At 70.9% G+C, this 21,497-nt stretch carries 19 protein-coding genes; 3 read left to right on the top strand and 16 right to left on the bottom strand.

Translation table 11 applies throughout. The features are described from left to right. Positions 1 to 60 precede the first annotated feature (60 nt). From ABID77_RS08015 to ABID77_RS08005, 3 genes are all read right to left on the bottom strand, one after another. Entirely contained in the window at positions 61 to 1,533 is a 1,473-nt protein-coding gene (locus tag ABID77_RS08015; RefSeq protein ID WP_429593484.1) for a diguanylate cyclase domain-containing protein, read from the bottom strand. Between the two features lie 123 nt (positions 1,534 to 1,656). Next, the gene (locus tag ABID77_RS08010; RefSeq protein WP_429593481.1) at positions 1,657 to 2,199 is read right to left on the bottom strand and encodes an Rrf2 family transcriptional regulator; all 543 of its coding nucleotides are present in this window, start codon (positions 2,197 to 2,199) and stop codon (positions 1,657 to 1,659) included. A 55-nt stretch (positions 2,200 to 2,254) separates the two neighbouring features. Then, positions 2,255 to 2,947: a Bax inhibitor-1/YccA family protein gene (locus ABID77_RS08005; RefSeq protein WP_429593478.1), complete on the bottom strand. Its 693-nt coding sequence runs from the start codon at positions 2,945 to 2,947 to the stop codon at positions 2,255 to 2,257. A gap of 160 nt (positions 2,948 to 3,107) precedes the next feature. Between ABID77_RS08005 and nhaR the strand changes: the two genes are divergently transcribed. After that, entirely contained in the window at positions 3,108 to 4,004 is an 897-nt protein-coding gene (nhaR, locus tag ABID77_RS08000; RefSeq protein WP_429593475.1) for a transcriptional activator NhaR, read from the top strand. A 127-nt stretch (positions 4,005 to 4,131) separates the two neighbouring features. On the opposite strand, the gene ureG is transcribed toward nhaR, so the two are convergent. From ureG to ABID77_RS07935, 13 genes are all read right to left on the bottom strand, one after another. Continuing rightward, complete coding sequence (gene ureG / locus ABID77_RS07995) at positions 4,132 to 4,782, bottom strand: urease accessory protein UreG (protein ID WP_429593473.1); 651 nt, start codon at positions 4,780 to 4,782, stop codon at positions 4,132 to 4,134. 85 nt (positions 4,783 to 4,867) lie between these two features. After that, positions 4,868 to 5,578 (bottom strand): urease accessory protein UreF, encoded by a 711-nt coding sequence (locus ABID77_RS07990; RefSeq protein ID WP_429593470.1) that lies wholly within the window; start codon positions 5,576 to 5,578, stop codon positions 4,868 to 4,870. 4 nt (positions 5,579 to 5,582) lie between these two features. Further along, positions 5,583 to 6,209: an urease accessory protein UreE gene (ureE, locus tag ABID77_RS07985; RefSeq protein ID WP_429593467.1), complete on the bottom strand. Its 627-nt coding sequence runs from the start codon at positions 6,207 to 6,209 to the stop codon at positions 5,583 to 5,585. A 21-nt stretch (positions 6,210 to 6,230) separates the two neighbouring features. Continuing rightward, on the bottom strand, positions 6,231 to 6,710 hold the full coding sequence (locus ABID77_RS07980) for a GNAT family N-acetyltransferase (RefSeq protein WP_429593464.1): 480 nt from the start codon (positions 6,708 to 6,710) through the stop codon (positions 6,231 to 6,233). A 4-nt stretch (positions 6,711 to 6,714) separates the two neighbouring features. Beyond that, positions 6,715 to 8,433, bottom strand: a complete 1,719-nt coding sequence (ureC, locus tag ABID77_RS07975) for an urease subunit alpha (RefSeq protein ID WP_429593461.1) — start codon at positions 8,431 to 8,433, stop codon at positions 6,715 to 6,717. 111 nt (positions 8,434 to 8,544) lie between these two features. After that, positions 8,545 to 8,853: an urease subunit beta gene (locus ABID77_RS07970; protein WP_429593458.1), complete on the bottom strand. Its 309-nt coding sequence runs from the start codon at positions 8,851 to 8,853 to the stop codon at positions 8,545 to 8,547. Positions 8,854 to 8,877: 24 nt separating this feature from the next. After that, positions 8,878 to 9,498, bottom strand: a complete 621-nt coding sequence (locus tag ABID77_RS07965; RefSeq protein ID WP_429593455.1) for a HupE/UreJ family protein — start codon at positions 9,496 to 9,498, stop codon at positions 8,878 to 8,880. A gap of 80 nt (positions 9,499 to 9,578) precedes the next feature. Continuing rightward, the gene (locus ABID77_RS07960) at positions 9,579 to 9,881 is read right to left on the bottom strand and encodes an urease subunit gamma (protein ID WP_429593452.1); all 303 of its coding nucleotides are present in this window, start codon (positions 9,879 to 9,881) and stop codon (positions 9,579 to 9,581) included. Positions 9,882 to 9,974: 93 nt separating this feature from the next. Next, positions 9,975 to 10,307, bottom strand: coding sequence for a P-II family nitrogen regulator (locus tag ABID77_RS07955; RefSeq protein ID WP_429593449.1), 333 nt, complete (start codon positions 10,305 to 10,307; stop codon positions 9,975 to 9,977). Positions 10,308 to 10,470: 163 nt separating this feature from the next. Continuing rightward, on the bottom strand, positions 10,471 to 13,560 hold the full coding sequence (locus tag ABID77_RS07950) for an efflux RND transporter permease subunit (RefSeq protein WP_429593446.1): 3,090 nt from the start codon (positions 13,558 to 13,560) through the stop codon (positions 10,471 to 10,473). Positions 13,561 to 13,567: 7 nt separating this feature from the next. Further along, on the bottom strand, positions 13,568 to 14,722 hold the full coding sequence (locus ABID77_RS07945) for an efflux RND transporter periplasmic adaptor subunit (protein ID WP_429593443.1): 1,155 nt from the start codon (positions 14,720 to 14,722) through the stop codon (positions 13,568 to 13,570). 14 nt (positions 14,723 to 14,736) lie between these two features. Beyond that, a complete protein-coding gene (locus ABID77_RS07940) occupies positions 14,737 to 16,131 on the bottom strand; it encodes a TolC family protein (RefSeq protein WP_429593440.1) in 1,395 nt (464 codons plus the stop codon). A 125-nt stretch (positions 16,132 to 16,256) separates the two neighbouring features. Next, the gene (locus ABID77_RS07935) at positions 16,257 to 16,616 is read right to left on the bottom strand and encodes a hypothetical protein (RefSeq protein WP_429593437.1); all 360 of its coding nucleotides are present in this window, start codon (positions 16,614 to 16,616) and stop codon (positions 16,257 to 16,259) included. A 123-nt stretch (positions 16,617 to 16,739) separates the two neighbouring features. Here ABID77_RS07935 and ABID77_RS07930 point away from each other — a divergent pair, with 123 nt between their 5' ends. Further along, the gene (locus tag ABID77_RS07930; RefSeq protein WP_429593434.1) at positions 16,740 to 20,495 is read left to right on the top strand and encodes an ATP-binding protein; all 3,756 of its coding nucleotides are present in this window, start codon (positions 16,740 to 16,742) and stop codon (positions 20,493 to 20,495) included. After that, positions 20,492 to 21,490, top strand: coding sequence for a response regulator transcription factor (locus ABID77_RS07925; RefSeq protein ID WP_429593431.1), 999 nt, complete (start codon positions 20,492 to 20,494; stop codon positions 21,488 to 21,490). The genes ABID77_RS07930 and ABID77_RS07925 overlap by 4 nt, the downstream gene beginning before the upstream one ends. The last annotated feature ends 7 nt before the right edge of the window (positions 21,491 to 21,497 follow it).

Below are 21,497 nucleotides of genomic sequence, written 5' to 3'. Positions count from 1 at the left end.
GAAAGCCCCTTTCGAGGGGCTTTTCCACGTGCGATGGAAGGAGGTCGACGACCGGCGCGCTCAGGCCGGAGCGACCGGCTCGTGGAAGCGGAAGCCGTTCTTGCCGCCCCGCTTGGCCGCGTACATCGCGGTGTCGGCGGCCTTGACGAGCAGGTCGGCGTCGGCGCACGCCGGGCCGTAGCGGGCGATGCCGATGCTGGCCGACACCCGGCAGTCGTGGCCGTTCACCCGGAAGGGCGTCGTGGCCGAGATCAGGATGCGCTCGGCCAGGGCGTCGATGTCCGCGTGCAGCTCGACATCCTCGACGACGACCACGAACTCGTCGCCCCCCAGCCGGGCCGCGGTGTCCGACAGGCGCAGCGAGCCGCCCAGGCGCTGCGCGAACGCGGCGAGCAGCGCGTCCCCGACCTCGTGGCCGAGCGAGTCGTTGACGGCCTTGAAGCCGTCGAGGTCGATGAACAGCAGCGCCAGCGGCGCGCCGTGCCGTGCCCGGTCGACGGCGTGGCGCAGCAGCTGCATCAGCAGGTTGCGATTGGGCAGGCCCGTGAGAGCGTCGAAATGCGCCAGCCGGCGGATCTGGTCCTCGTGGTTCTTGCGCCGGGTGATGTCCATCACCATGCCTCGGAGCATCCTGCCCTCGCCGGGGACGCGCACGATCGGGCGGGCCAGCGCATGCATCCAGCGCACTTCGCCCGACGGCAGCGAGACGCGGTATTCGGTGTCGAACTCCCGGCCTTCGACCAGCGTCTCGTCGATCAGCCGCAGGTAGCGCTCGCGGTCCTCCTCGTGCAACAGCGCATGGAAGTCGGCGTCCTGGATCGCGCGCTCTTCCGGGTCGAGTCCGAGGATGCGGCAGGTCTCCGCCGACCAGACGGTCTCGCGGCGCTCGGGATCGAATGTCCAGCTGCCGAGCTGCGCCAGGCGCTGGGCCTCGGCCAGCGTGCGCTCGCTCTCGGCCACGGTGCGGAAGGCTTTCCTCAGGCGTTCGCGAAGCTCGCTCACGTAGCCCGCCATCAAGGCGAACCACGGCATGCTGACGCCGAAGACGAACAGGTTGACGAGTTCCAGCCGGAGGTCGAGGGCCTGGGGCCGGAAGCGGTGCAGGAGCCCGATGACGGCCGCATAGCCGGCCACGATGCACAGCGCATGGATCATGAGCGTGCGGATGCGCAGGCACAGGGCGCCGAACAGGCACACCATCACGAGCAGGACCAGGAAGACCGCGCGACCAGCGTCCGCGGCATAGGCCGCGCCCAGCAAGGCCGCCGAGGCCGCCACCATCTGCGCCAGGGTGAGGCCGGCATCGTTGCGGCGCTGGTCGCGCCCAGCGTGGAAGAGCCAGGCGATGAAGGCCAGCAGGAGCAGCGTCGTCACCAGGATCAGGCCGAACACCCGGTCCCGCAGCATGCCCAGCCAGTACCAGGCCAGCATCAGCAGGAGGGCCAGCACGTTCGTGGCCGCCGCCAGCAGGTAGCTCTGCGTCCTGGTCGTCTGGCGGGCGTCGTTCGGGCCCGGGAAAGAGTACGTGCGCATGGTCCTCGGCAAGGAAGTTTGCGCGCACTCTATCGGCCTTTGGAGTTGCCCGGCCGGGGTGTTTTCCTGCGCGGTCGGATGGACCGGCGGAACGGGAACTCCGGCGTTCCCGCGGGGCCCCGATCAGGCGAGGCGGCCGAACTTGCCCAGCTCGAAGACCGAATTCGGCGCGTTGGGTCGCGTCGGCTTCACCGGCCGGCGCAGCGGCTCCAGCTTGCGTGCCGGCTCCCGGTCGAGCAGCGAGACGCCCTGGGCGATCTGGTCGTCGGCCAGCTTGCGCAGCGTGATGGAGTCCAGGAACTCGACCACGTTGCGGTTGAGCGAGTCCCAGAGTTCGGGCGTGGTGCAGCGCTCGGCCTGCGTCGCCGCGGCCTTCCTGATCGTGCCCGAGCGGCGCACCTCAGCCGGCGGGCCGTTGACCGCGAACAGGATGTCGGCGACCGTGATCTCCTCGCTCGCGCGGCCGAGCGTGTAGCCGCCGCCGGGTCCGCGCGTCGACGCGACGAGGTCGTGGCGGCGCAGGTCGGAGAACATCTGCTCCAGGTAGGAGATGGAGATGCCCTGGCGGCGGCTGATCACGCCCAGCGCGATCGGACCGGCCTTGTGGTGGAGCGCGACATCGATCATCGCGACGACGGCCAGACGGCCCTTGGTGGTGAGTCTCATGGTGTTGTTCTCCTGACCTGGACGGTGGATGGGCGGGTGGTCGGTCTCTGCGTCCTCACTCGTCCCGGCCGCCACCGATGCCCAGCAGCATCAGGATCGACTGGAAGACGTTGTAGAGGCTCAGGTAGACGCCGAGCGTCGCCGTGATGTAGTTGGTCTCGTGGCCGTCCTGCACGCGCTTGAGGTCGTGCAGGATGAAGGCCGAGAAGATGCCGATGGCCAGGACCGACAGCGTGATCATCAGCGCGCTCGACTGGATGAAGAAGTTCGCGATGCCCGCCACCAGCAGCATGATCACGCCGATGAAGAGCCACTTGCCCATCGAGGACAGGTCGCGCTTGATGATCGAGGACAGCGAGGCCATGCCGAAGAAGATCGCGCCGGTGCCGGCGAAGGCCGTCATCACCAGCCCGGCGCCGTTGGCCATGCCCAGCACGGTACCCACCAGGCGCGAGAGCATCAGGCCCATGAAGAAGGTGAAGGCCAGCAGCACCGGCACGCCGGCGGCCGAGTTCTTGGTCTTCTCGATGGCGAACATGAAGCCGAAGGCACCGGCCAGGAACACGATCATCCCGATGCCGGGCGACATCGCGCGGGCGATGCCGGTCTCGACGCCGACCCAGGCGCCCAGCACCGTCGGCAGCATCGACAGGGCGAGCAGCCAGTAGGTGTTGCGCAGGACCTGGTTGCGTTGCGTCGGGGTGGAGAGCGTCCCGGCATGGCCGTAGACCTGGGTGTTGTCGTTCATGGTGTGTTCCTTGGGTGAACCTCTGGGACGAAGGAATCGGAATCCGAAAGGGTTGTTGACCCATTCAATGTAGGGGCAGTGAGCCTTCGATAAAAATCGTATTTTCAGCATCGTTCATTCGCTTTTGGCTGAACGATGCATGTCCTGTAGGAGAAGGCCGATGAATTACAAGCACCTCTACTACTTTTGGGCCGCCGCCAAGGCCGGCGGCGTGGTGCGCGCGGGCGAGCAGCTGCACATCACGCCCCAGACGCTGTCGGCGCAGATCAAGCTGCTGGAGGAGGCGCTGGGCTGCCACCTGCTGCAGAAGAGCGGGCGCGGCGTCGAGCTCACGCCCGACGGCCGCATCGCCCTGGGCTACGCCGACCAGATCTTCACGCTGGGCACCGAACTGGAAGCGGCGGTCGGCAACCGCGCCACCGGGGCGCAGACGCTGAATTTCCGTGTCGGCATCGCCGACGCCGTGCCCAAGGCGATCGCCTACCGCCTGCTGGAGCCGGCGCTCGCCACGCGCGAGCAGGTCCGGCTGATCTGCCACGAGGGCAACTTCCGCGACCTGCTGGCGCAGCTGTCGGTGCATCGGCTGGACCTGGTCATCGCCAACGAGCCGATGGGTCGCCAGACCAGCGTCAAGGCCTTCAACCACACGCTCGGCGTCACGGGCATGACGTTCTTCGCCGCCCCGGCGCTGTGCGCGACGCTGGACGACAAGCCGTTCCCGTACTGCCTCGACGGCGCGCCGATGCTGATCCAGGGCGCGTCGTCGGTGATGCGCCAGCGGCTGGACCTCTGGCTGGCCGAGCACGGGTTGCGGCCACGCCTGATCGGCGAGTTCGACGACGCGGCGCTCCTGAAGGCCTTCGGCGCCGAGGGCCGCGGCGTCTTCATGTCGCCCACCGTGCTGGAGGACGAGACCTGCGCGCAGTACGGCGTCGAGGTGCTGGGACGCGCGGCGGAACTGGTGGAGGAGTTCTTCGGCGTCTCGGTCGAACGGCGCGTTCGCCATCCGTGCGTGGTGGCGATCACGCAGGCGGCGCGGGAACAATTCAAGAAATAGGCCCACCTCCAGTCTTCGCGCACTGCGTGTCGCTGCGCCAACCCCCTTGCAGGGGGCAACACCGGCGGCCCGGCGGAGCCGGTTCCGCGGTGTTTCTGGGCTGACGCGTCGATGCGCGGAGTGATGCTCAGGCGTCGACGAGCAGGCCGCGCTTCTCGATGAAGGCGACGACGTCGGCCAGGCCGGCGAGGGTCTTGAGGTTGGTCATGACGTAGGGACGCTGCTTGCGCATGCGCCGGGTGTCGGCTTCCATGACGTCCAGGTTGGCGCCCACGTGGGGCGCGAGGTCGGTCTTGTTGATGACGAAGAGGTCGCTCTTGGTGATGCCGGGGCCGCCCTTGCGCGGGATCTTCTCGCCGGCGGCGACGTCGATGACGTAGATGGTGAGGTCGCTCAGCTCGGGGCTGAAGGTGGCCGCGAGGTTGTCGCCACCGCTCTCGATGAACACGATGTCGGCGTCGGGGAACTCGCCGAGCATGCGGTCGATGGCCTCGAGGTTGATGGAGGCATCCTCGCGGATGGCGGTGTGCGGGCAGCCGCCGGTCTCCACGCCCATGATGCGCTCGGCCGGCAGCGCGCCCGAGACGGTCAGGAGGCGCTGGTCCTCCTTGGTGTAGATGTCGTTGGTGATGGCGATGAGGTCGTACTTCTCGCGCATCGCCTTGCACAGCATCTCCAGCAGGGTGGTCTTGCCGGAGCCGACCGGCCCGCCGATGCCCACGCGCAGGGGCGGCAGGTGCTTGGTGCGATGGGGGATGTGATGGAGGGCGGAGGCCATGGTCTCGTGCGTCGCTTCCTGAGAGTCGGTAGGGGGAGGGGCTGCGTCCGGAGCGTCCGGCGAGGCGAAGAGCGCCGCGCGATCTTCAGCTGCGGAACAGCCGTGAATATTGTGTCTCGTGCCGTGCCGAGAGCACCGCGAGCATCGGTGCGAAGGCCTGGCGCTCGTCGTCGGGCAGCGCGATCGCGCGATCGACCGCATCGGGAATCTCCAGCGCCAGCCGGCCGAGCATGCGCTGGCCCGCGCTCTGGCCGAGCGGCACGGACTTGACGGCCGCGCCGGTCATGTTCTCCGCCCAGCCGAAGGCGAAGGCCAGGCAGCCGTCGCGCACGCTCGCCTGCGTGCGGCTGGCGGCGAAGGCGAAGGCCACCGGGTAGGTGATGCGGGCGGCGAGGTCGCCGAAGGACGCGGCCACGTCGTCGTGACGCAGCTTCAGCCATTCGACGAAGGAGCGGCCCATCTGTTCGGTCTGCAGCAGGAACTCGGCCGACTCGCGCGTCCGCAGCACCCAGTCGTTGAGTGCGCTCACGCGTGCCGCGTCGCCGGCGCGCCAGGCGGCGATGGCCCGGGCCACCACCGGCAGGTCGCCGCGCGCGAGACCCAGGTGCAGCTGGTCGGCGATCCAGTCGGCGGCGCGCGCCTCCGAGTCGAGGCCGGCCCATTCGACGCCGGCCTCCAGGCCTTCGGAGTACGAGAAGCCGCCGATGGGCAGCGCCGGGGAGGCGAGCCAGATCAGCTGCAGGAGGCTGGCGGCGGACAGGGCATCGCGAGGGTGCTCGGCGCTCGGGTCGGTCATCGGCTCAGTGCGAATGGTCGTGATCGTGCTCGTCGTGGCCGTGCGGCGCGCCGCCGTAGGCGTCGGCATGCAGCACCGGACCGACCGGTGTCCTGCCGGTCGCGGACGCGGATGCGTGCGAGTGGCCGTGACCTTGGTCGTGGCCGCCGTGCGAATGCCCGTGCCCGCCCGCGCCGTGCGCGCCGTAGGCGCCGTTCTCCGGCTCGAAGGGCTCCTCGGCCTCGCGCACGATCAGGTGCATCGCGCGCAGCATGGCCGCGAGCACGTGGTCGGGTTCGATCTTCAGGTGCGTCGGCGTGAGTTCGATCGGCACGTGACGGTTGCCCAGGTGGTAGGCCGCGCGCGTCAGGTCGAAGGGCGTGCCGTGCGCCTGGCAGTGCGTGACGACGAGCACCGGCTGCGGCGCGGCGATCACCTTGACGAGCGAGCCGTCCTCCACCACCAGCACGTCGCCGCCGCGCACGGCGGTGCCGCGCGGCAGGAACACGCCGAGGTGCCGGCCCTGCGAGTCGGTGGCGTCGAAGCGGCTCTTCTGGCGCACGTCCCAGTCGAGTTCGACCGTGGCGGCGCGCTTGAGCAGCACGGCGGCGAGACCGCCGCCCCGGGGCATGAGTTTGTTGACGTTGAGCATGGAGGAATTCAGAAAATGACGTCAGAGCCAGCGCGTCATGAAGAAGCTGTTCGGATCGTCGGTGTAGGTGTCGAACGGCGCGCACGCCTGGAAGCCGTGCTTCTCGTACAGCGCATGGGCCGGCTCGAAGAAGGACTGGCTGCCCGTCTCCAGGCTCAGGCGTGCATGGCCCAGCAAGCGCGCCTGCGCGAGCACGTGCGCCAGCATCTTGCCTGCGATGCCTTGCCCGCGCATCGCAGCCGACGTGCGCATCGACTTGAGTTCGGCGTGTCCGTCGTCGAGGCGCTTCAACGCGGCCGTCGCCACCAGCGACTCGCCCGTCGGCGCATCGATCCAGCCGGTCCAGAAGCGGATGTCCGGGTGGCGCAAACCGTCCAGATCCAGCGCATGGACGCTCTCGGGGGGCGAGACGCGACGCATGTCCGCCAGGTGTTCCTCGAGGAACGCGGCGATGCGCGGGTCTTGCAGGTCGTCCAGTCGAATGCGCAGGTCTGCCGCCATCGGATCAGAACAGGAAATACCGCTGCGTCATCGGCAGCGAGGTCGCCGGCTCGCAGGTGAGCAGGTGGCCGTCGGCGCGCACGGCGTAGGTCTGGGCGTCGATCTCCATCCTGGGCGTGTAGGCGTTGTGGACCATGTGCTGCTTGCGCACGCCACGGATGTCCTTCACCGCGCTCAGGGTCTTGCGCAGGCCGTAGCGCTCGCCGATGCCGGCGGCCAGCGCGGCCTGCGAGACGAAGGTGAGCGAGCCGCGCGCGAGCGAGCCGCCGTAGGCGCCGAACATCGGCCGGTAGTGCACCGGCTGCGGCGTCGGGATCGAGGCGTTGGGGTCGCCCATCGCGGCCATGGCGATGGTGCCGCCCTTGATGACGGTGAAGGGCTTGACGCCGAAGAAGGCCGGCTTCCACACCACCAGGTCGGCCCACTTGCCGACCTCGATGCTGCCCACCTCGTGCGCGATGCCGTGCGCGATGGCCGGGTTGATCGTGTACTTGGCGACATAGCGCTTGGCGCGGAAGTTGTCGTGGCGCTCGGTGTCGCCGGGCAGCTTGCCGCGCTGGCCCTTCATCTTGTGCGCCGTCTGCCAGCAGCGCATGACGACCTCGCCGACGCGGCCCATGGCCTGCGAGTCGGAGCTGAACATGCTGATCGCGCCCAGGTCGTGCAGGATGTCTTCCGCCGCGATGGTCTCCTTGCGGATGCGCGACTCGGCGAAGGCCAGGTCCTCGGCGATGCCGGCGTCCAGGTGGTGGCAGACCATGAGCATGTCGACGTGCTCGTCGAGCGTGTTCACGGTGTAGGGCATCGTCGGGTTGGTCGACGAGGGCAGGAAGTTGTCCTCGCCCACCACGCGCAGGATGTCCGGCGCGTGGCCGCCGCCGGCGCCCTCGGTGTGGAAGGCGCAGATGCCGCGGCCCTTGACCGCCGCGACGGTGTTCTCGACGAAGCCCGATTCGTTGAGCGTGTCCGAGTGGATCGCGACCTGCGTGTCGGTGGCGTCGGCCACGTCCAGGCAGTTGCTGATCGCCGCGGGCGTGGTGCCCCAGTCCTCGTGCAGCTTCAGGCCGATCACGCCGGCGTCGATCTGCTCGTGCAGCGCGGCCGGCAGGCTGGCGTTGCCCTTGCCGAGGAATCCCAGGTTCATCGGGAACGCGTCGGCCGCCTGCAGCATGCGCTCGATGTGCCAGGGGCCGGGCGTGGAGGTGGTGGCGAAGGTGCCGGTGGCCGGCCCGGTGCCGCCGCCGAGCATGGTGGTCACGCCCGAGGCCAGCGCCTCCTCGATCTGCTGCGGGCAGATGAAGTGGATGTGGCTGTCGATGCCGCCGGCCGTGACGATGTTGCCCTCGCAGCTGATGACCTCGGTGCCCGGGCCGATGACGATGTCCACGCCCGGCTGCACGTCCGGGTTGCCGGCCTTGCCGATGGCCACGATGCGTCCGCCCGCGAGGCCGATGTCGGCCTTGACGATGCCCCAGTGGTCTAGGATCAGCGCGTTGGTCATCACCGTGTCGACGGCGCCCTCGGCGCGCGTCCTCTGGGATTGCGCCATGCCGTCGCGGATGGTCTTTCCGCCGCCGAACTTCACCTCCTCGCCGTAGCCGCCGGCGCGCAGGGTGTGGTCGGCCTCGACCTCGATCACCAGGTCGGTGTCGGCAAGCCGCACGCGATCGCCCACGGTGGGGCCGAAGATCTCGGCGTACGCACGCCGTCCAATGCTCGCCATTTCAGCTCCTGTCTTTTCGTGGGATGCGGTGGAACCGGCTTTGCCGGGCCGTCGGCATCGCCCCCTGGAAGGGGGTTGGCGCAGCGACACGAAGTGCGCGAAGACTGGGGGTCATGCCAATTTCCCTTGGACGAGGCCGCGAAAGCCGTACACGATCCGGTCGCCGGCGAAGTCGCACAGCTCGACCGTGCGCTGCTGGCCGGGCTCGAAGCGCACGGCGGTGCCGGAGGCGATGTTCAGCCGCATGCCGTGCGCGGCGGCGCGGTCGAAGCCGAGCGCGCCGTTGGTCTCGGCGAAGTGGTAGTGCGAGCCGACCTGGATCGGCCGGTCGGCGGTGTTGCGCACCACCATCGTCAGGGTGCGGCGGCCGGGGTTGAGCACGTGGTCGCCGTCGTCGGTGAGGAGTTCGCCGGGGATCATGTCGGTCTTCCTTCGAGGCCCGCGTCAGGCCAGCTGGGCCAGCAGCGTGGCGCCGAACAGCGCCACGGCCGCGCCGACGGCGCGCGGCAGCCAGGCGCCGTGACGGCGCAAGATCCAGCCGAGGCCCAGGCCGGCGGCATGCAGCAGCGCGGTGGCCAGCACCATGCCGGCGAGCGCCGGCGCGGCGTTGCCGTCACCGGCGAGTTCGATGCCGTGCGCCGCGCCGTGGAAGACGGCGAACGCGCCGACCAGCGCCGCCGCCACCGGCCCCGGCAGCCGCAGCCGCGCGGCCGCCAGCAGGCCGATCACCAGCAGCGAGGCCGCGATCATCGGCTCGATCGCCGGGACGCCCAGTCCCGCGAGGCCGGCCAGCGCGCCCGCCAGCAGCATGGCCGCGAAGCCGAGCGGCGCCCACAGCGCGTCGCGCCCGCTGCGTGCCGCCGAGGCGCTCCACAGGCCCACTCCGACCATCGCGGCCAGGTGGTCCAGCCCGGTGAAGGGATGCGCCAGGCCCTGCAGGAAGCCGACGTGCTGATGGGCCGACGCGCCGTCGGCGCCGACGTGCGCCGACGCCGCCAGGGGCAGCAGGGTCAGCAGGGTCAGCAGGGGCAGGGCGGTGGCAAGGGAAGAACGAATCCAGCGCATGGGGAAGCTCCGCTCGAAGAGAAGGAAGGACAGGGAGGGAAGTAAAGGGAGATGGCGTGCGCGATGACCGGCGCGGCCGCTCAGACGATCGGCTGGTGCACCGTGACCAGCTTGGTGCCGTCGGGGAAGGTGGCTTCGACCTGGATGTCGGGAATCATCTCGGCGATGCCGTCCATGACGTCGTCGCGCGTGAGCACGGCGCGGCCCTCGCTCATGAGGACGGCGACGCTCTTGCCGTCGCGCGCGCCCTCCATGACGGCGGCCGAGATCAGCGCCACGGCCTCGGGGTAGTTGAGCTTCAGGCCGCGGGCGCGGCGGCGCTCGGCCAGCAGCGCCGCCGTGAAGATCAGCAGCTTGTCTTTTTCGCGGGGGGTGAGTTCCATGGGATCGGCAGCGGATGGCGGAGGGAGGCGGCCATTATGGGCAGGCCCGCACCGATGCAACAGTCGTGCCGGGTTCGCCGGCCCCCGGCTCCCTCAGGCCTCGTACGCGCTGCCGTCGCGGATGCGGTGGATCTCCTCGATCTCCACCACCCACACCAGCCCGTCGCCGATCTGGCCGGTGCTGCAGGCGTCCACGATGGCCTGGCGGATCGTCGGCACCATGGCGTCGTCGGCCAGCAGGCAGACCATCACCTTGCCGGAGAAGTCGGTCAGTTCCTCGCGCACGGTGCGCGTGCGCAACGCCGCCGGCGCCGTGAAGCCCTCGGCCTTGAGCAGCGTGACACCGGGGAAGTTGGGGATCGCGCGCAGCGCGGCGCGCAGCTTTTCCACGCGGCTGGGCCGCACGATGGCTCGGATTTCCTTCATGAGATCTCCTTGGGTTCAATGGGAACGAAGAGGCGGCGCCGCCACGCCGATCCGCCTGCCGGGACACCGCGCAACCGCTCCGCCGGTCCGCGGGTGTCGCCCCCCTGCGAAGGGGGTCGGCGAAGCGGCACGCGGTGCGCGCAGCCTGGGGGATGGCCAAGTCCTAGGCTTCGACGGGCTTCTCGTCGAACCAGCGGTAGAGCGTGGGCAGCACCACCAGCGTCAGCAGCGTCGACGAGATCAGCCCGCCGATCACCACGATGGCCAGCGGCCGCTGCACTTCCGAGCCCGGTCCGGTCGCGAACAGGAAGGGCACCAGGCCCAGCAGCGCCACGGTGGCGGTCATCATCACCGGGCGGAAACGCTGCACGCAGCCCTCGCGCACGGCCTCGGCCACGTCCAGGCCGTCCTCGCGCAGGCGCCGGATGGCGCTGACCAGCACCACGCCGTTGAGCACCGCGATGCCCCACAGCGCGATGAAGCCGACCGAGGCCGGCACGCTCAGGTACTCCCGCGTCACGAACAGCGCCACCAGCCCGCCGATCGAGGCGAAGGGCAGCACCAGGATGATCAGCCCGGCCAGGCGCACCGAGTTGAACAGCATGAACAGCAGGAAGAAGATCGCCGCGATGGTCAGCGGCACGATCACCGCCAGCGTGCTCATGGCGCGCTCCATGTTCTCGAACTGGCCGCCGTAGACGAACGAGTAGCCCGGGGGCACGTTCACTTCCTTGGCGATGCGGTCCTGCACCTCCTGCACGAAGCCGCCCAGGTCGCGGCCCTCGACGTTGGCGCCGACCACCACGCGGCGCTTGCCGGCCTCGCGGCTGATCTGCGCCGGGCCGTCGAGCAGCCGGATCTTGGCCACCGTCGACAGCGTCACCTGCGCGCCGCCGGCGGCCGTCAGCAAGGTGTTGCCGATGGCCTCCGGCGTGGCGCGCTCGTCCTCGGGGAAGCGCACCGCCACCGCGAAGCGCCGCTCGCCCTCGTAGAGCGTGGTCACTTCCTTGCCGCCGATGGCCGTCTCGATGATGTCCTGCACGTCCGACACGTTGATGCCGTAGCGCGCGATGACCGCGCGGTCGATCTCCACCATCAAGGCCTGCTGGCCCGACAGGCGCTCGATGCGGATGTCGCGGCTGCCCGAAACGTCCTTGAGCACGCGCGCCACGCCCTCGGAGATCTCCTTGAGCTGGGTCAGGTCGTCGCCGAAGACCTTGATGGCCACCTGCGAGCGCACGCCCGTGACCATCTCGTCGACCCGCTCGGAGATCGGCTGCGACAGCACGATCTGCACGCCCGGGATGCTGGAGAGGCGCTGGCGGATCTCCTCGTCGATCTCGTCCTGCGAGCGGCCGCTGTCCGGGTCGAGCAGCACGATCGGGTCGGACTCGTTCGGCCCGGCCGGGTCGGCCGGCGACTCGCCGCGGCCCAGCTTGGAGACCACCGAGCGCACGCCCTTGACCTCGGCGATGCTCTTCATGGCCGCCATCTCCATGCGGATCGACTCGTCCAGCGAGATGCTCGGCACGCGGTTGATCTGCGGGGTGAGGGCGCCTTCGCGCATCGTCGGCATGAAGGACTTGCCCAGCAGCGGGAACAGCGCCATCGATCCCAGCAGCAGTCCCACCGAGACGGCCAGCGTCACGCGGTTGCGCCGCGTGGCGTTGTCCAGCAGGTTCAGGTAGTGGCGCTTCATGAAGGCGATGACGCGCGTGTCCTCGCCCGTGCCGCCCTTGAGGAAGAACGAGCACAGCACCGGCGAGAGCAGCAGCGACACCACCAGCGAGACGAACAGCGAGATGGCGATGGTCATGGCCAGCGGGCCGAACATCTTGCCCTCCTGGCCCTCCAGCGTCATCAGCGGCAGGAACACCAGGATGATGATCAGGATGCCGAAGATGGTGGGCGTGGCCACCTCGCTGGTGGCCTGCAGGATGGTGCGGATGCGCGATCCCTTGCCGGGCTCGGCGTGGCCCAGGCGGTGATAGACGTTCTCCACCACCACCACCGTGGCGTCCACCATCAGGCCGATGGCGATCGCCAGCCCTCCCAGCGACATCAGGTTGGCCGAGATGCCGTAGCGGTTCATGACGATGAAGGTGGTCAGCGGCGTGATGATCAGCGTGGCCACCACGATCAGGCTGGAGCGCACGTCGCCCAGGAAGATGAACAGCACCACCACCACCAGCGCGATGCCCTCGAGCAGCACCTTGCCGACGGTCCACAGCGCGGCGTCGACCAGCTCGGTGCGGTCGTAGAAGGGCGTGATCTGCAGGCCGCCGGGCAGCTGGCCCTGGGCGTTGATCTCGGCGACGCGCTCCTTCACGCGGCCGACCACCTCCTTGGCGTTGCCCCCGCGCATCATCAGCACGATGCCCGAGACCCCTTCGGTGTAGCCGCCCTTGATGATGGCGCCCTGGCGCACCTCGCTGCCGATCTGCACCTCGGCCACGTCGCGCACGAACACCGGCACGCCGGCCTGTTCCTTCAGCACGATGTTGCCGATGTCGTCGAGCGTGCGGATGATGCCCACGCCCTGGATCAGGTACTGCTCGCTGGCCAGGGGCAGCACGCCGCCGCTGGCGTTGGCGTTGTTCTGCGCGATCGACTGCACCACCTGCTGCACCGACAGCCCGTAGTGGCGCAGGCGACCGGGGTCGACCAGCGCCTGGTACTGGCGCACGTAGCCGCCCTGCGAGTTGATCTCGGCCACGCCGGGGATCGAACGCAGCATCGGCCGCACCACCCAGTCCTGCACGGTGCGGCGCTCGGCCAGCTCCTCGGGCGTGAGGGCGCGCTGGCCGTCGTCGGGATGGTCGAGGGTGTACTGGTAGACCTCGCCCAGGCCGGTGGAGACCGGCCCCATCACCGGCACGATGCCCGCGGGCATGCGCGGCGTGACCTCGATGAGCCGCTCGGTCACGAGCTGGCGCGCGAAGTAGACGTCGGTCTCGTCGGTGAACACCAGCGTGATGATCGACAGCCCGCTCTTGTTGAGCGAGCGCATCTCCACCAGCCCCGGCAGGCCGGTGACGGCGATCTCCAGCGGCACGGTGACGAAGCGCTCGATCTCCTCGGGCGAGCGGCCGGGGGCCTCGGTGGCGACCTGCACCTGCACGTTGGTCACGTCGGGGAAGGCGTCGACCGACAGGTTCAGCGCGGCGCGCACGCCGAAGCCGCAGACCACCAGCGCGAGCACGATCACCACGAGCCGCTGGGTGAGGACGGCCCGGATCAGGGAAGCGATCATTCGGCGCTCACTCCAGTTCGGCGCGCTTGCGCTCGTTGTTGAGATGGAAGGCGCCGCCGGTCACGACGGGCTTGCCTTCCTCGAGACCCTTGAGCACCGGGCGCATGCCGTCGCTCGGCGCGCCGAGCTCGACGGGCACCAGGCGGTAGGTGTTGTCGGCGGTGCGCGTGTAGAGGTGGTCGCGGTCGTTGTCGCGCACCACGGCGGCGTCGGGCACGGCCAGCACGCGCTGGGTGCGGCCGGTGATGCGCATGGTCGCGAGCATCTGCGGCTTGAGCGCGCGGTGCGGGTTGTCGACCTGGGTGCGGATGGCCACCGTGCGGGTGTCGGCGGCCACGGTGTCGCCGACCTGGATGATCTTGCCGGCGATGAGGTCGTTGCCCAGCGCCGGCACCTCGATCTCGACCGACTGGCCGGCCTCGACGGTGCGCGCGGCCTGCTCGGGCAGGGCGCCCACGACCCAGACGTTGCGCAGGTCGGCCACGGTGAAGAGCGCGTCGCCCGGCTGGGCCACCTGGCCCTGGCTGAGCGTGCGTTCGAGCACCACGCCGCTCTGCGTGGCGACGATGGCGGCGGACGAGGCGATCGTCCCCTGGCGCTGCAGCTTCTGAAGCGCGTCGCCGGAGATGCCCATCAGGCGCAGCTGGTCGGTGGCCGCGCGCAGTTCGGCCTGGGCGATGGCCAGTTCGGCCTCGCGGCGCTGGACCTCGGCCGAGCCGATGACGTCGGCCTGGATCAGCTGGCGCGCGCGCTCGACGGCGCTGGCGGCCAGGCGCAGGTTGGAGTTGGCGCGCATCACGGCGAGCTGGGCGGTGGTGAGTTCGGGGCTGGTCACGTGGGCCAGCACCTGGCCCTGGCGCACGGTGTCGCCGACCTCGACCAGCACGTCGATGATCCGGCCGCTGACGGAGGCGCCGATGCGCGTGACCAGGCGTTCGTTGGCGGAGACGCGGCCGGGCACGCTCTGCGTCGTCGCGATCTCGGCCATGGCCAGCGGCCGGACCTCAAAGTTGGACGCCATCTCGGGCTTGACGACGACCACCATCGGGTCGGCCGGCGGCGCCGGCGCGGCCTCGGGCTCGGCCGGCTTGCCGCAGCCCTGCAGGAACAGGAGGGACGCCAGGAGGACGGCGCCGGAGAGGAGTTTGCGTGTGTGGGGCATGGAAAGGTCCGCCTTCAGGGCTGCAGGGGGGCGCCGGCGAAGCGGCCGGCGAGGAGTTCGATGTCGATGCGCGCGGCCTGCACCTGGAAGCGCGCGGCCAGCAGGTCGGCGCGCACGGTGCGCAGCACGCGCTGGGCGTCCAGCACGTCCAGGATGCCGCGCTCGCCGTAGCGGTAGGCTGCCTCGGCCACGCGCACGGCGGCCTCGGCGTCGCGCACGGCGCCGGTGCTCAGCGCCTGCACCTTCAGCTGGGCGATCTCCTGCATCTGCGCGGCCTGCAGGATCTGCTGGCGCAGTTCCAGCTGCAGGCCCTCGTAGCGGCCCCGCGCGCGCACCAGCTCGGAGGACGCCTCGGCGATCGGGCCGGTGCGCTGGTCGAACAGCGGGATCTGCACGCCCACGCTGATGCGGCCGGTGCGTACCTCGGGGTCGCGTCCCTGGTCGTAGCGCACCTCCAGGCCGGGCCAGCGGTTGGCGCGGGCACCGGAGACCAGCGCCTGCGAGCGGTCGATCTCCGCGCGCAGGGCCAGCAGGTCGGGATTGCGCGCCAGGCCCTCGTCCACCAGCAGGTCGCGCGGCGGCAGCGGCGACACGTCGGCCAGGGTCTCGTTGAGCGTCCAGCGCGCGGGCAGGTGGCCGGCGGCCAGGCGGTTGAGCGTGAAGAGCGACTGCTCGACCATCAGCGCCGTGGTGTCGCGCACCTGGCGCGCGTTGATGATCTCGGCCTCGGCCTTGATGAGCTCGTAGCGCGGTGCCTCGCCGCTGCCGACGCGGGCGTTGACGCGCGTCTGCACCTGCTCCAGCAGCGCCAGCGAGTCGGCGGCGGCGGCGGCCTCGGCCTGGCGCAGCAGGTACTCGTAGGCGCGCAGCCGGATCTCGCCGATCAGCGTGTTGCGTACCGACGCCGCCGACGCGCCCGTGCCCTGCACGGCGAAACGGGCCGCCTCGACGCGAGCGCGGCGCAGCGCCGGGTTCTCGATCAGCTGCGAGACGCCCCAGGTCTGGGTGTTGCCGCTGGCGGTGGTCGGCAGGATGGCGCGCTGGCGCCCGGTGCCGTATTCGAGCCGGGGATTGGGGATCGCGCCGGCGGAGATCACGGCGGCGGCGGCGGTCACGCGGGCCTGCTCGGCCGAGAGCAGGGCGGGGTTGTAGGTCAGGATGGTCTGGACCAGTTCGTCCAGGCCGAGCACGGGCGCCAGCTGGCCGCCGACCCGCGTCGGCGCGACCTCGCCGGTGGCCAGCGAGGGCGATCGCGAGTCCAGCGACGGTGGGCGCGGGTCGCCGCCCGCCGCGCGGGGCGCGCGTTCGCCGGCCGGCGTCTGCGCCAGGGCGGGGCACAGCGCCGCGCCGGTGGTGAGGAAGACGGCCGCCAGCGCCCGACGCGCGGCCTTGTTCGAGGGAAAGTGCATGGTTGTCGCTGCCTTCTGGGGGCAGTGATCGGTGAGGGAAGGAGACGAGGAGGGGCGCCGACCGGTGCGGACGGCGCGGGACAGGCGACGCCCCGGGCAGGCCGGAGACGTCGCGCGCGCGGCTGTCAGGCGCGGGCCGGGGGGCGCAGCAGGCGCTCGTGCCGCTCGGGCAGGGCGCCGGTGGCGGGAAAGGTCGGTCGGCCCGGGCGCGGCAGCGGCGCGAGGGCCAGCGCGGCGACCGCCGGCATCGTCTCGCCGTGGTCGTCGAGCGCGTGGCCGGCGTCGACCAGCGCGCTGCACACCGGCGCGCTGGCGATGTCGTCCCAGAGTTCCTCGACGGAATCGACGACGTCCTGGACCAGCACCGTGGCCACCGCCGACAGGCGCTGCGGATCGGCGGACGACGTGCACGGCTTCGTGGCGACCAGTCCCATCGACAGGGAGGTCATCAGCAGGAAGAGGAAGCACACGAACGCCGAACGCATAGGCGAAAGATTGTGCATGAGCCAAAAGGGTTAACCCTTGGAAGACGTGGACACGTCCTTGTAGGACGGCGGGAGATTCGCGCTGCGGCCGGGGCCGCGATGCGAGGCCGGCGGACGCTTGGCATGGATGCTGCAGCCGGCGCAGCCGTGCCGCATCCCATCCCTCCCACGACCCGCGCGACCGCCGCCGTGCCCGATCCCGTCGCCGATCCCGCGCCGGTGGCGGCTTCGCAGGAAGCGCCGCAGCGCATCGTCAAGGTCCGGCGCGACTACAACAGCTGGGTGGCGAGCGAGACACTGGAGGACTACGCCCTGCGCTACACGCCGCAGCGCTTCCGCCGGATGTCCGAGTGGCGCGTGGCCAGCACGGCCTTCGGCGGCGCGGCCTCGTTCCTGATCCTGGAGGCCGTGGGCGCGACGCTGCTGGTGCAGTACGGCTTCTCCAACGCCTTCTGGGCCATCCTGGCGACCGGGCTGATCATCTTCCTGGCCGGCCTACCCATCAGCATCTACGCCGCGCGCTTCGGCATCGACATGGACCTGCTCACGCGCGGCGCGGGCTTCGGCTACATCGGCTCGACGCTGACCTCCCTCATCTACGCCTCCTTCACCTTCATCTTCTTCGCGCTGGAGGCGGCGGTGATGGCCTATGCGCTGGAACTGGCGCTGGGCGTGCCGCCGGCCTGGGGCTACCTGGTCTGCGCGCTGGTGGTCATCCCGCTGGTGACGCACGGGGTCTCGGCCATCAGCCGGCTGCAGGTCTGGACGCAGCCGATCTGGCTGGTGATGCTGGTGGTGCCGTTCTGCTACGTGCTCGCGCGCAATCCCGGTGCGTTCTCGGGCATCACGCACTACGGTGGGGTGAGGGGGGCGTCCTCGGGCTTCGATACGCACCTCTTCGGTGCCGCCCTCACGGTCGGCATCGCGCTCATCACGCAGATGGGCGAGCAGGCCGACTACCTGCGCTTCATGCCGGCGCGCACGCCGGCCAACCGCGCGCGCTGGTGGGCCGGGGTGCTGGCGGGCGGTCCGGGCTGGGTGGTGCTGGGCGTGCTCAAGATGCTGGGCGGGGCGGCGCTGGCCTACCTGGCCATCACGCACATGGTGCCGCCCGAGCGCGCGGTCGATCCCAACCAGATGTACCTCGCGGCCTACGAGTACGTCTTCGACGACTACGGCTGGGCGGTGGCCGCGACGGCGCTGTTCGTGGTCGTCTCGCAGCTCAAGATCAACGTCACCAACGCCTATGCCGGCTCGCTGGCCTGGAGCAACTTCTTCTCGCGCATCACCCACAGCCATCCGGGGCGCGTGGTGTGGGTCGTCTTCAACGCGCTGATCGCCTTCATGCTGATGGAGATGAACGTCTTCGAGGCGCTGGGCGACGTGCTGGGCGTCTACGCCAACATCGCCATCGCCTGGATGACGGCGGTCGTGGCCGACCTGGTGATCAACAAGCCGTTGGGCCTCTCGCCCCCGGGCATCGAGTTCAAGCGCGCGCACCTGTGGGACGTCAATCCGGTGGGCGTGGGCGCGATGGCGCTGGCCTCGGTGCTGTCGATCACGGCGCACCTGGGGGCCTTCGGGCCGCTGGCGCAGGCCTTCTCGGCGCTCATCGCGCTGGGCGCGGCGCTGGCGGCGGCGCCGCTGATCGCCTGGGCCACGGGCGGGCGCTACTACCTCGCGCGCGGTCCGGAACACGCGGCGCGGGCCGGCAACGGCGCCGAGGCGCGCGATGCCGGCGCGCCCCCGGCGACGGCACCCGGCACGGTCGGCCGGCCCGTGCGCTGGGCCCGCGTGGCGCGCGACCCGGCCACCGCGCGGGCCCTGGCGTCGGCGCGTCTGCAGGTACAGCGCTGCGTCATCTGCGAGCGCGACTACGAGGCGCCCGACATGGCGCACTGCCCGGCCTACCAGGGCGCGATCTGTTCGCTGTGCTGCACGCTCGACGCCCGCTGCGGCGACCTGTGCAAGCCGCAGGCGAGCCTGTCGCGCCAGTGGTCGGGCACGCTGCGCTGGCTGCTGCCGCGGCGCGTGTGGCCCTACCTCGACACCGGCCTGGGCCACTTCCTGCTCATCACGGGGGTCGTGGTGCCGCTGCTGGCGGCGGTCTTCGGCGTGCTCTACCAGCAGGAGCTGCGCGCGCTGGCCGACGGCGCGCTCGGCCCGATGCCCTCGGGCGAGGTCGCCGAGGCGGTGCGGCGCGCGCAGGTGGCGTCGCTGCGCTCGGGCTTCCTGAAGTCGTACATGGCGCTGCTGCTGATCGCCGGCATCGTGGCCTGGTGGCTGGTGCTGGCGCACCAGAGCCGCCGGGTGGCGCAGGAGGAATCGAACCGCCAGACCCGCCTGCTGCAGCGCGAGATCGAGCTGCACCACGCCACCGACCTGGCCCTGCAGGCGGCCAAGCAGCGCGCCGACGAGGCCCGCGAGATCGCCGAGCAGGCCAAGCACGCCGCCGACGTGGCGCGCCGCGCCGCCGACCACGCCAACCAGGCCAAGAGCCGCTACATCAGCGCCATCAGCCACGAGCTGCGCACGCCGCTCAACAGCATCCTGGGCTACGCGCAGCTCATGGGCGAGGACGCCGCCGTGCCGCCGCACCGCCGCCAGGCCGTCGCCGTCATCCAGCGCGGCGGCGAGCATCTGCTCTCGCTCATCGAGGGCACGCTCGACATCGCCCACATCGAGGCCGGCAAACTGACCCTGCAGGCGAAGCCGATGCGCTTCGCCGAGACGATGCGCGAGCTGGCCGACATGTTCGAGCTGGAGGCCTCGGAGAAGGGCCTGGCCTTCCGCTACGAGCCCGCCGGCGCGCTGCCCGAGGCGGTGCGCGCCGACGAGCGGCGCGTGCGCCAGATCCTGATCAACCTGCTGGGCAACGCCATCAAGTTCACGGCCGCCGGCCGCGTCGTGCTGCGGCTGCGCTACGCGCGCGAGTTCGCGGTGCTGGAGATCGAGGACACCGGACCGGGCATGTCGGCGCGCGAGATCGAGCGCATCTTCGAACCCTTCGCGCGCGGCGACGCGCCCGGCGGCGGCAGTGGCGGTGGCGGCGGCCCGCGCGCGCCGGGCGCCGGCCTGGGCCTGACCATCGCCAAGATGCTGACCGACCTGATGGGCGGCGAGATGTCGGTGCGCAGCACGCCGGGCGCGGGCTCGGTGTTCCGCGTGCGGCTGTTCCTGCCGCGCATCCACGACGCCGGCGCCGTCGCGTCGCCCGTGGCGGCACCCATCGCGGCGCGCCGGCCCCGGCGCGGCTACGCGGGCACGCGCCGCCGCGTGCTGGTGGTGGACAACGAGGAGGCCGACCGCGAGCTGCTGGTGCGCGTGCTGGAGCCGCTGGGCTTCGAGCTGCGCACCGCCGCCAGCGGGCACGACGCGCTCGACCTGATCGCCGCCGGCTTCCGGCCGGACGCCATGTTCGTCGATCTCGCCATGCCTGGCATCGACGGCTGGGAGACCTTGCGTCGCGCGCGCCGCTTCGCGCCCGGCTTGGCGCCGGGACACGTCGCCGTCGTCTCGGCCAACGCCTTCGACAAGCGGCTGGACAACGACGCCGGCATCGCGCCGGAGGACTTCTTCGTCAAGCCGGTGCGCCACAGCGAGCTGATCGACTGGCTGGGCCGCCGGCTCGCGCTGCGGTGGAGCGAGACGCCGGTGGCGTCGGACGGCGCCGACGCGCCGGTCGCGGCGGCGACGGCGCTCGTGCGGCCGTCGGAGGCGAACCTCGCCGCGTTGCGGGAGGCCGTCGGACTGGGTTACTTTCGGGGCGTGATGAACCAGCTCGACGCCATCGACCTCGCCGAACCCGCCTGCGCCGCGTGGACCGCCGCCCAGCGCGCGCTGGCGCGCCAGTTCCGCTTCGAGGCGATGGACGCATGAGCGATCCCGCCGCCGCGCCCGTGCCCGCCCGCCCGCTCGCCGCCCAGGGCGACCTGGTGCTGATCGTCGACGACGTGCCCGACAACCTCGCCGTGCTGCACGACGCGCTCGACGAGTCGGGCTACACGGTGCTGGTGGCCACCAATGGCGCGGCGGCGCTCGCGCGCGCGGCGCAGGCGCGGCCGGACATCGTGCTGCTCGACGCCATGATGCCCGGCATGGACGGCTTCGAGGTCGCGCGCCGCCTGAAGGCCGACGCCGCCACCGCGCACATCCCGATCGTCTTCATGACCGGCCTGACCGAGACCGAGCACCTGGTCGCCGCGCTGGAGGCCGGTGGCGTCGACTACGTCACCAAGCCGATCAAGCCCAAGGAGGTGCTCGCGCGCATGAACGTCCACCTGCAGGGCGCGCGCCGCGCGCGCCAGGAGGCGCAGCAGGCCGGGCAGGCGCGCAACGCGCTCGACGCCTTCGGCTACGCCAGCGCCACGGTGCGCCTGCCCGAGGGCCGCATCATCTGGCAGACCGCCCTGGCGCGCGACCTGCTGCTGCGCTACTTCGGCACCCAGGCGCCGCAGGCGCCGCAGGCGCTGCTCGACTGGCTGCGGCGCCACGTGGCCGACGCGCAGGAGCGCCGGATCGAGCCGCCCGCGCTCGACGTCGCGCTGGGCGCGCGCACTCTGACGCTGCGCCTGCACCAGCAGACCGGCCACGACGACGCCGGCGACGACTGGCTGGTCATCATGCGCGAGACCTCCGACACCGGCGTCGTCGAGGCCATCGGCCTGACCCTGAAGCTGACGGCGCGCGAGGCCGAGGTGCTCTACTGGGTCGTCAAGGGCAAGACCAACCGCGACATCGGCGAGATCGTCGGCAGCAGCCCGGCGACGGTGAAGAAGCACCTGGAGCGCGTCTACGTCAAGCTCGGCGTGGAGACGCGCACCGCCGCCGCCAGCGTGGCGATGCAGCGCATCCGGGCGCTGCAGTCGCGCTAGCGGCCGA

It is taken from the genome of Variovorax sp. PvP013, assembly GCF_050435945.1.
GTDB lineage: Bacteria > Pseudomonadota > Gammaproteobacteria > Burkholderiales > Burkholderiaceae_C > Variovorax.
The sequence above is the reverse complement of the archived record's forward strand: the minus strand, read 5'-3'. Positions and strand labels throughout refer to the sequence as shown.

Bases quoted from the DNA above. Each gene is read 5' to 3' on its own strand.
- ABID77_RS08015 (WP_429593484.1), bottom strand. From the start codon at position 1,533: ATGCGCACGTACTCTTTCCCGGGCCCGAACGACGCCCGCCAGACGACC.
- ABID77_RS08010 (WP_429593481.1), bottom strand. From the start codon at position 2,199: ATGAGACTCACCACCAAGGGCCGTCTGGCCGTCGTCGCGATGATCGAT.
- ABID77_RS08005 (WP_429593478.1), bottom strand. From the start codon at position 2,947: ATGAACGACAACACCCAGGTCTACGGCCATGCCGGGACGCTCTCCACC.
- nhaR (WP_429593475.1), top strand. From the start codon at position 3,108: ATGAATTACAAGCACCTCTACTACTTTTGGGCCGCCGCCAAGGCCGGC.
- ureG (WP_429593473.1), bottom strand. From the start codon at position 4,782: ATGGCCTCCGCCCTCCATCACATCCCCCATCGCACCAAGCACCTGCCG.
- ABID77_RS07990 (WP_429593470.1), bottom strand. From the start codon at position 5,578: ATGACCGACCCGAGCGCCGAGCACCCTCGCGATGCCCTGTCCGCCGCC.
- ureE (WP_429593467.1), bottom strand. From the start codon at position 6,209: ATGCTCAACGTCAACAAACTCATGCCCCGGGGCGGCGGTCTCGCCGCC.
- ABID77_RS07980 (WP_429593464.1), bottom strand. From the start codon at position 6,710: ATGGCGGCAGACCTGCGCATTCGACTGGACGACCTGCAAGACCCGCGC.
- ureC (WP_429593461.1), bottom strand. From the start codon at position 8,433: ATGGCGAGCATTGGACGGCGTGCGTACGCCGAGATCTTCGGCCCCACC.
- ABID77_RS07970 (WP_429593458.1), bottom strand. From the start codon at position 8,853: ATGATCCCCGGCGAACTCCTCACCGACGACGGCGACCACGTGCTCAAC.
- ABID77_RS07965 (WP_429593455.1), bottom strand. From the start codon at position 9,498: ATGCGCTGGATTCGTTCTTCCCTTGCCACCGCCCTGCCCCTGCTGACC.
- ABID77_RS07960 (WP_429593452.1), bottom strand. From the start codon at position 9,881: ATGGAACTCACCCCCCGCGAAAAAGACAAGCTGCTGATCTTCACGGCG.
- ABID77_RS07955 (WP_429593449.1), bottom strand. From the start codon at position 10,307: ATGAAGGAAATCCGAGCCATCGTGCGGCCCAGCCGCGTGGAAAAGCTG.
- ABID77_RS07950 (WP_429593446.1), bottom strand. From the start codon at position 13,560: ATGATCGCTTCCCTGATCCGGGCCGTCCTCACCCAGCGGCTCGTGGTG.
- ABID77_RS07945 (WP_429593443.1), bottom strand. From the start codon at position 14,722: ATGCCCCACACACGCAAACTCCTCTCCGGCGCCGTCCTCCTGGCGTCC.
- ABID77_RS07940 (WP_429593440.1), bottom strand. From the start codon at position 16,131: ATGCACTTTCCCTCGAACAAGGCCGCGCGTCGGGCGCTGGCGGCCGTC.
- ABID77_RS07935 (WP_429593437.1), bottom strand. From the start codon at position 16,616: ATGCGTTCGGCGTTCGTGTGCTTCCTCTTCCTGCTGATGACCTCCCTG.
- ABID77_RS07930 (WP_429593434.1), top strand. From the start codon at position 16,740: ATGGATGCTGCAGCCGGCGCAGCCGTGCCGCATCCCATCCCTCCCACG.
- ABID77_RS07925 (WP_429593431.1), top strand. From the start codon at position 20,492: ATGAGCGATCCCGCCGCCGCGCCCGTGCCCGCCCGCCCGCTCGCCGCC.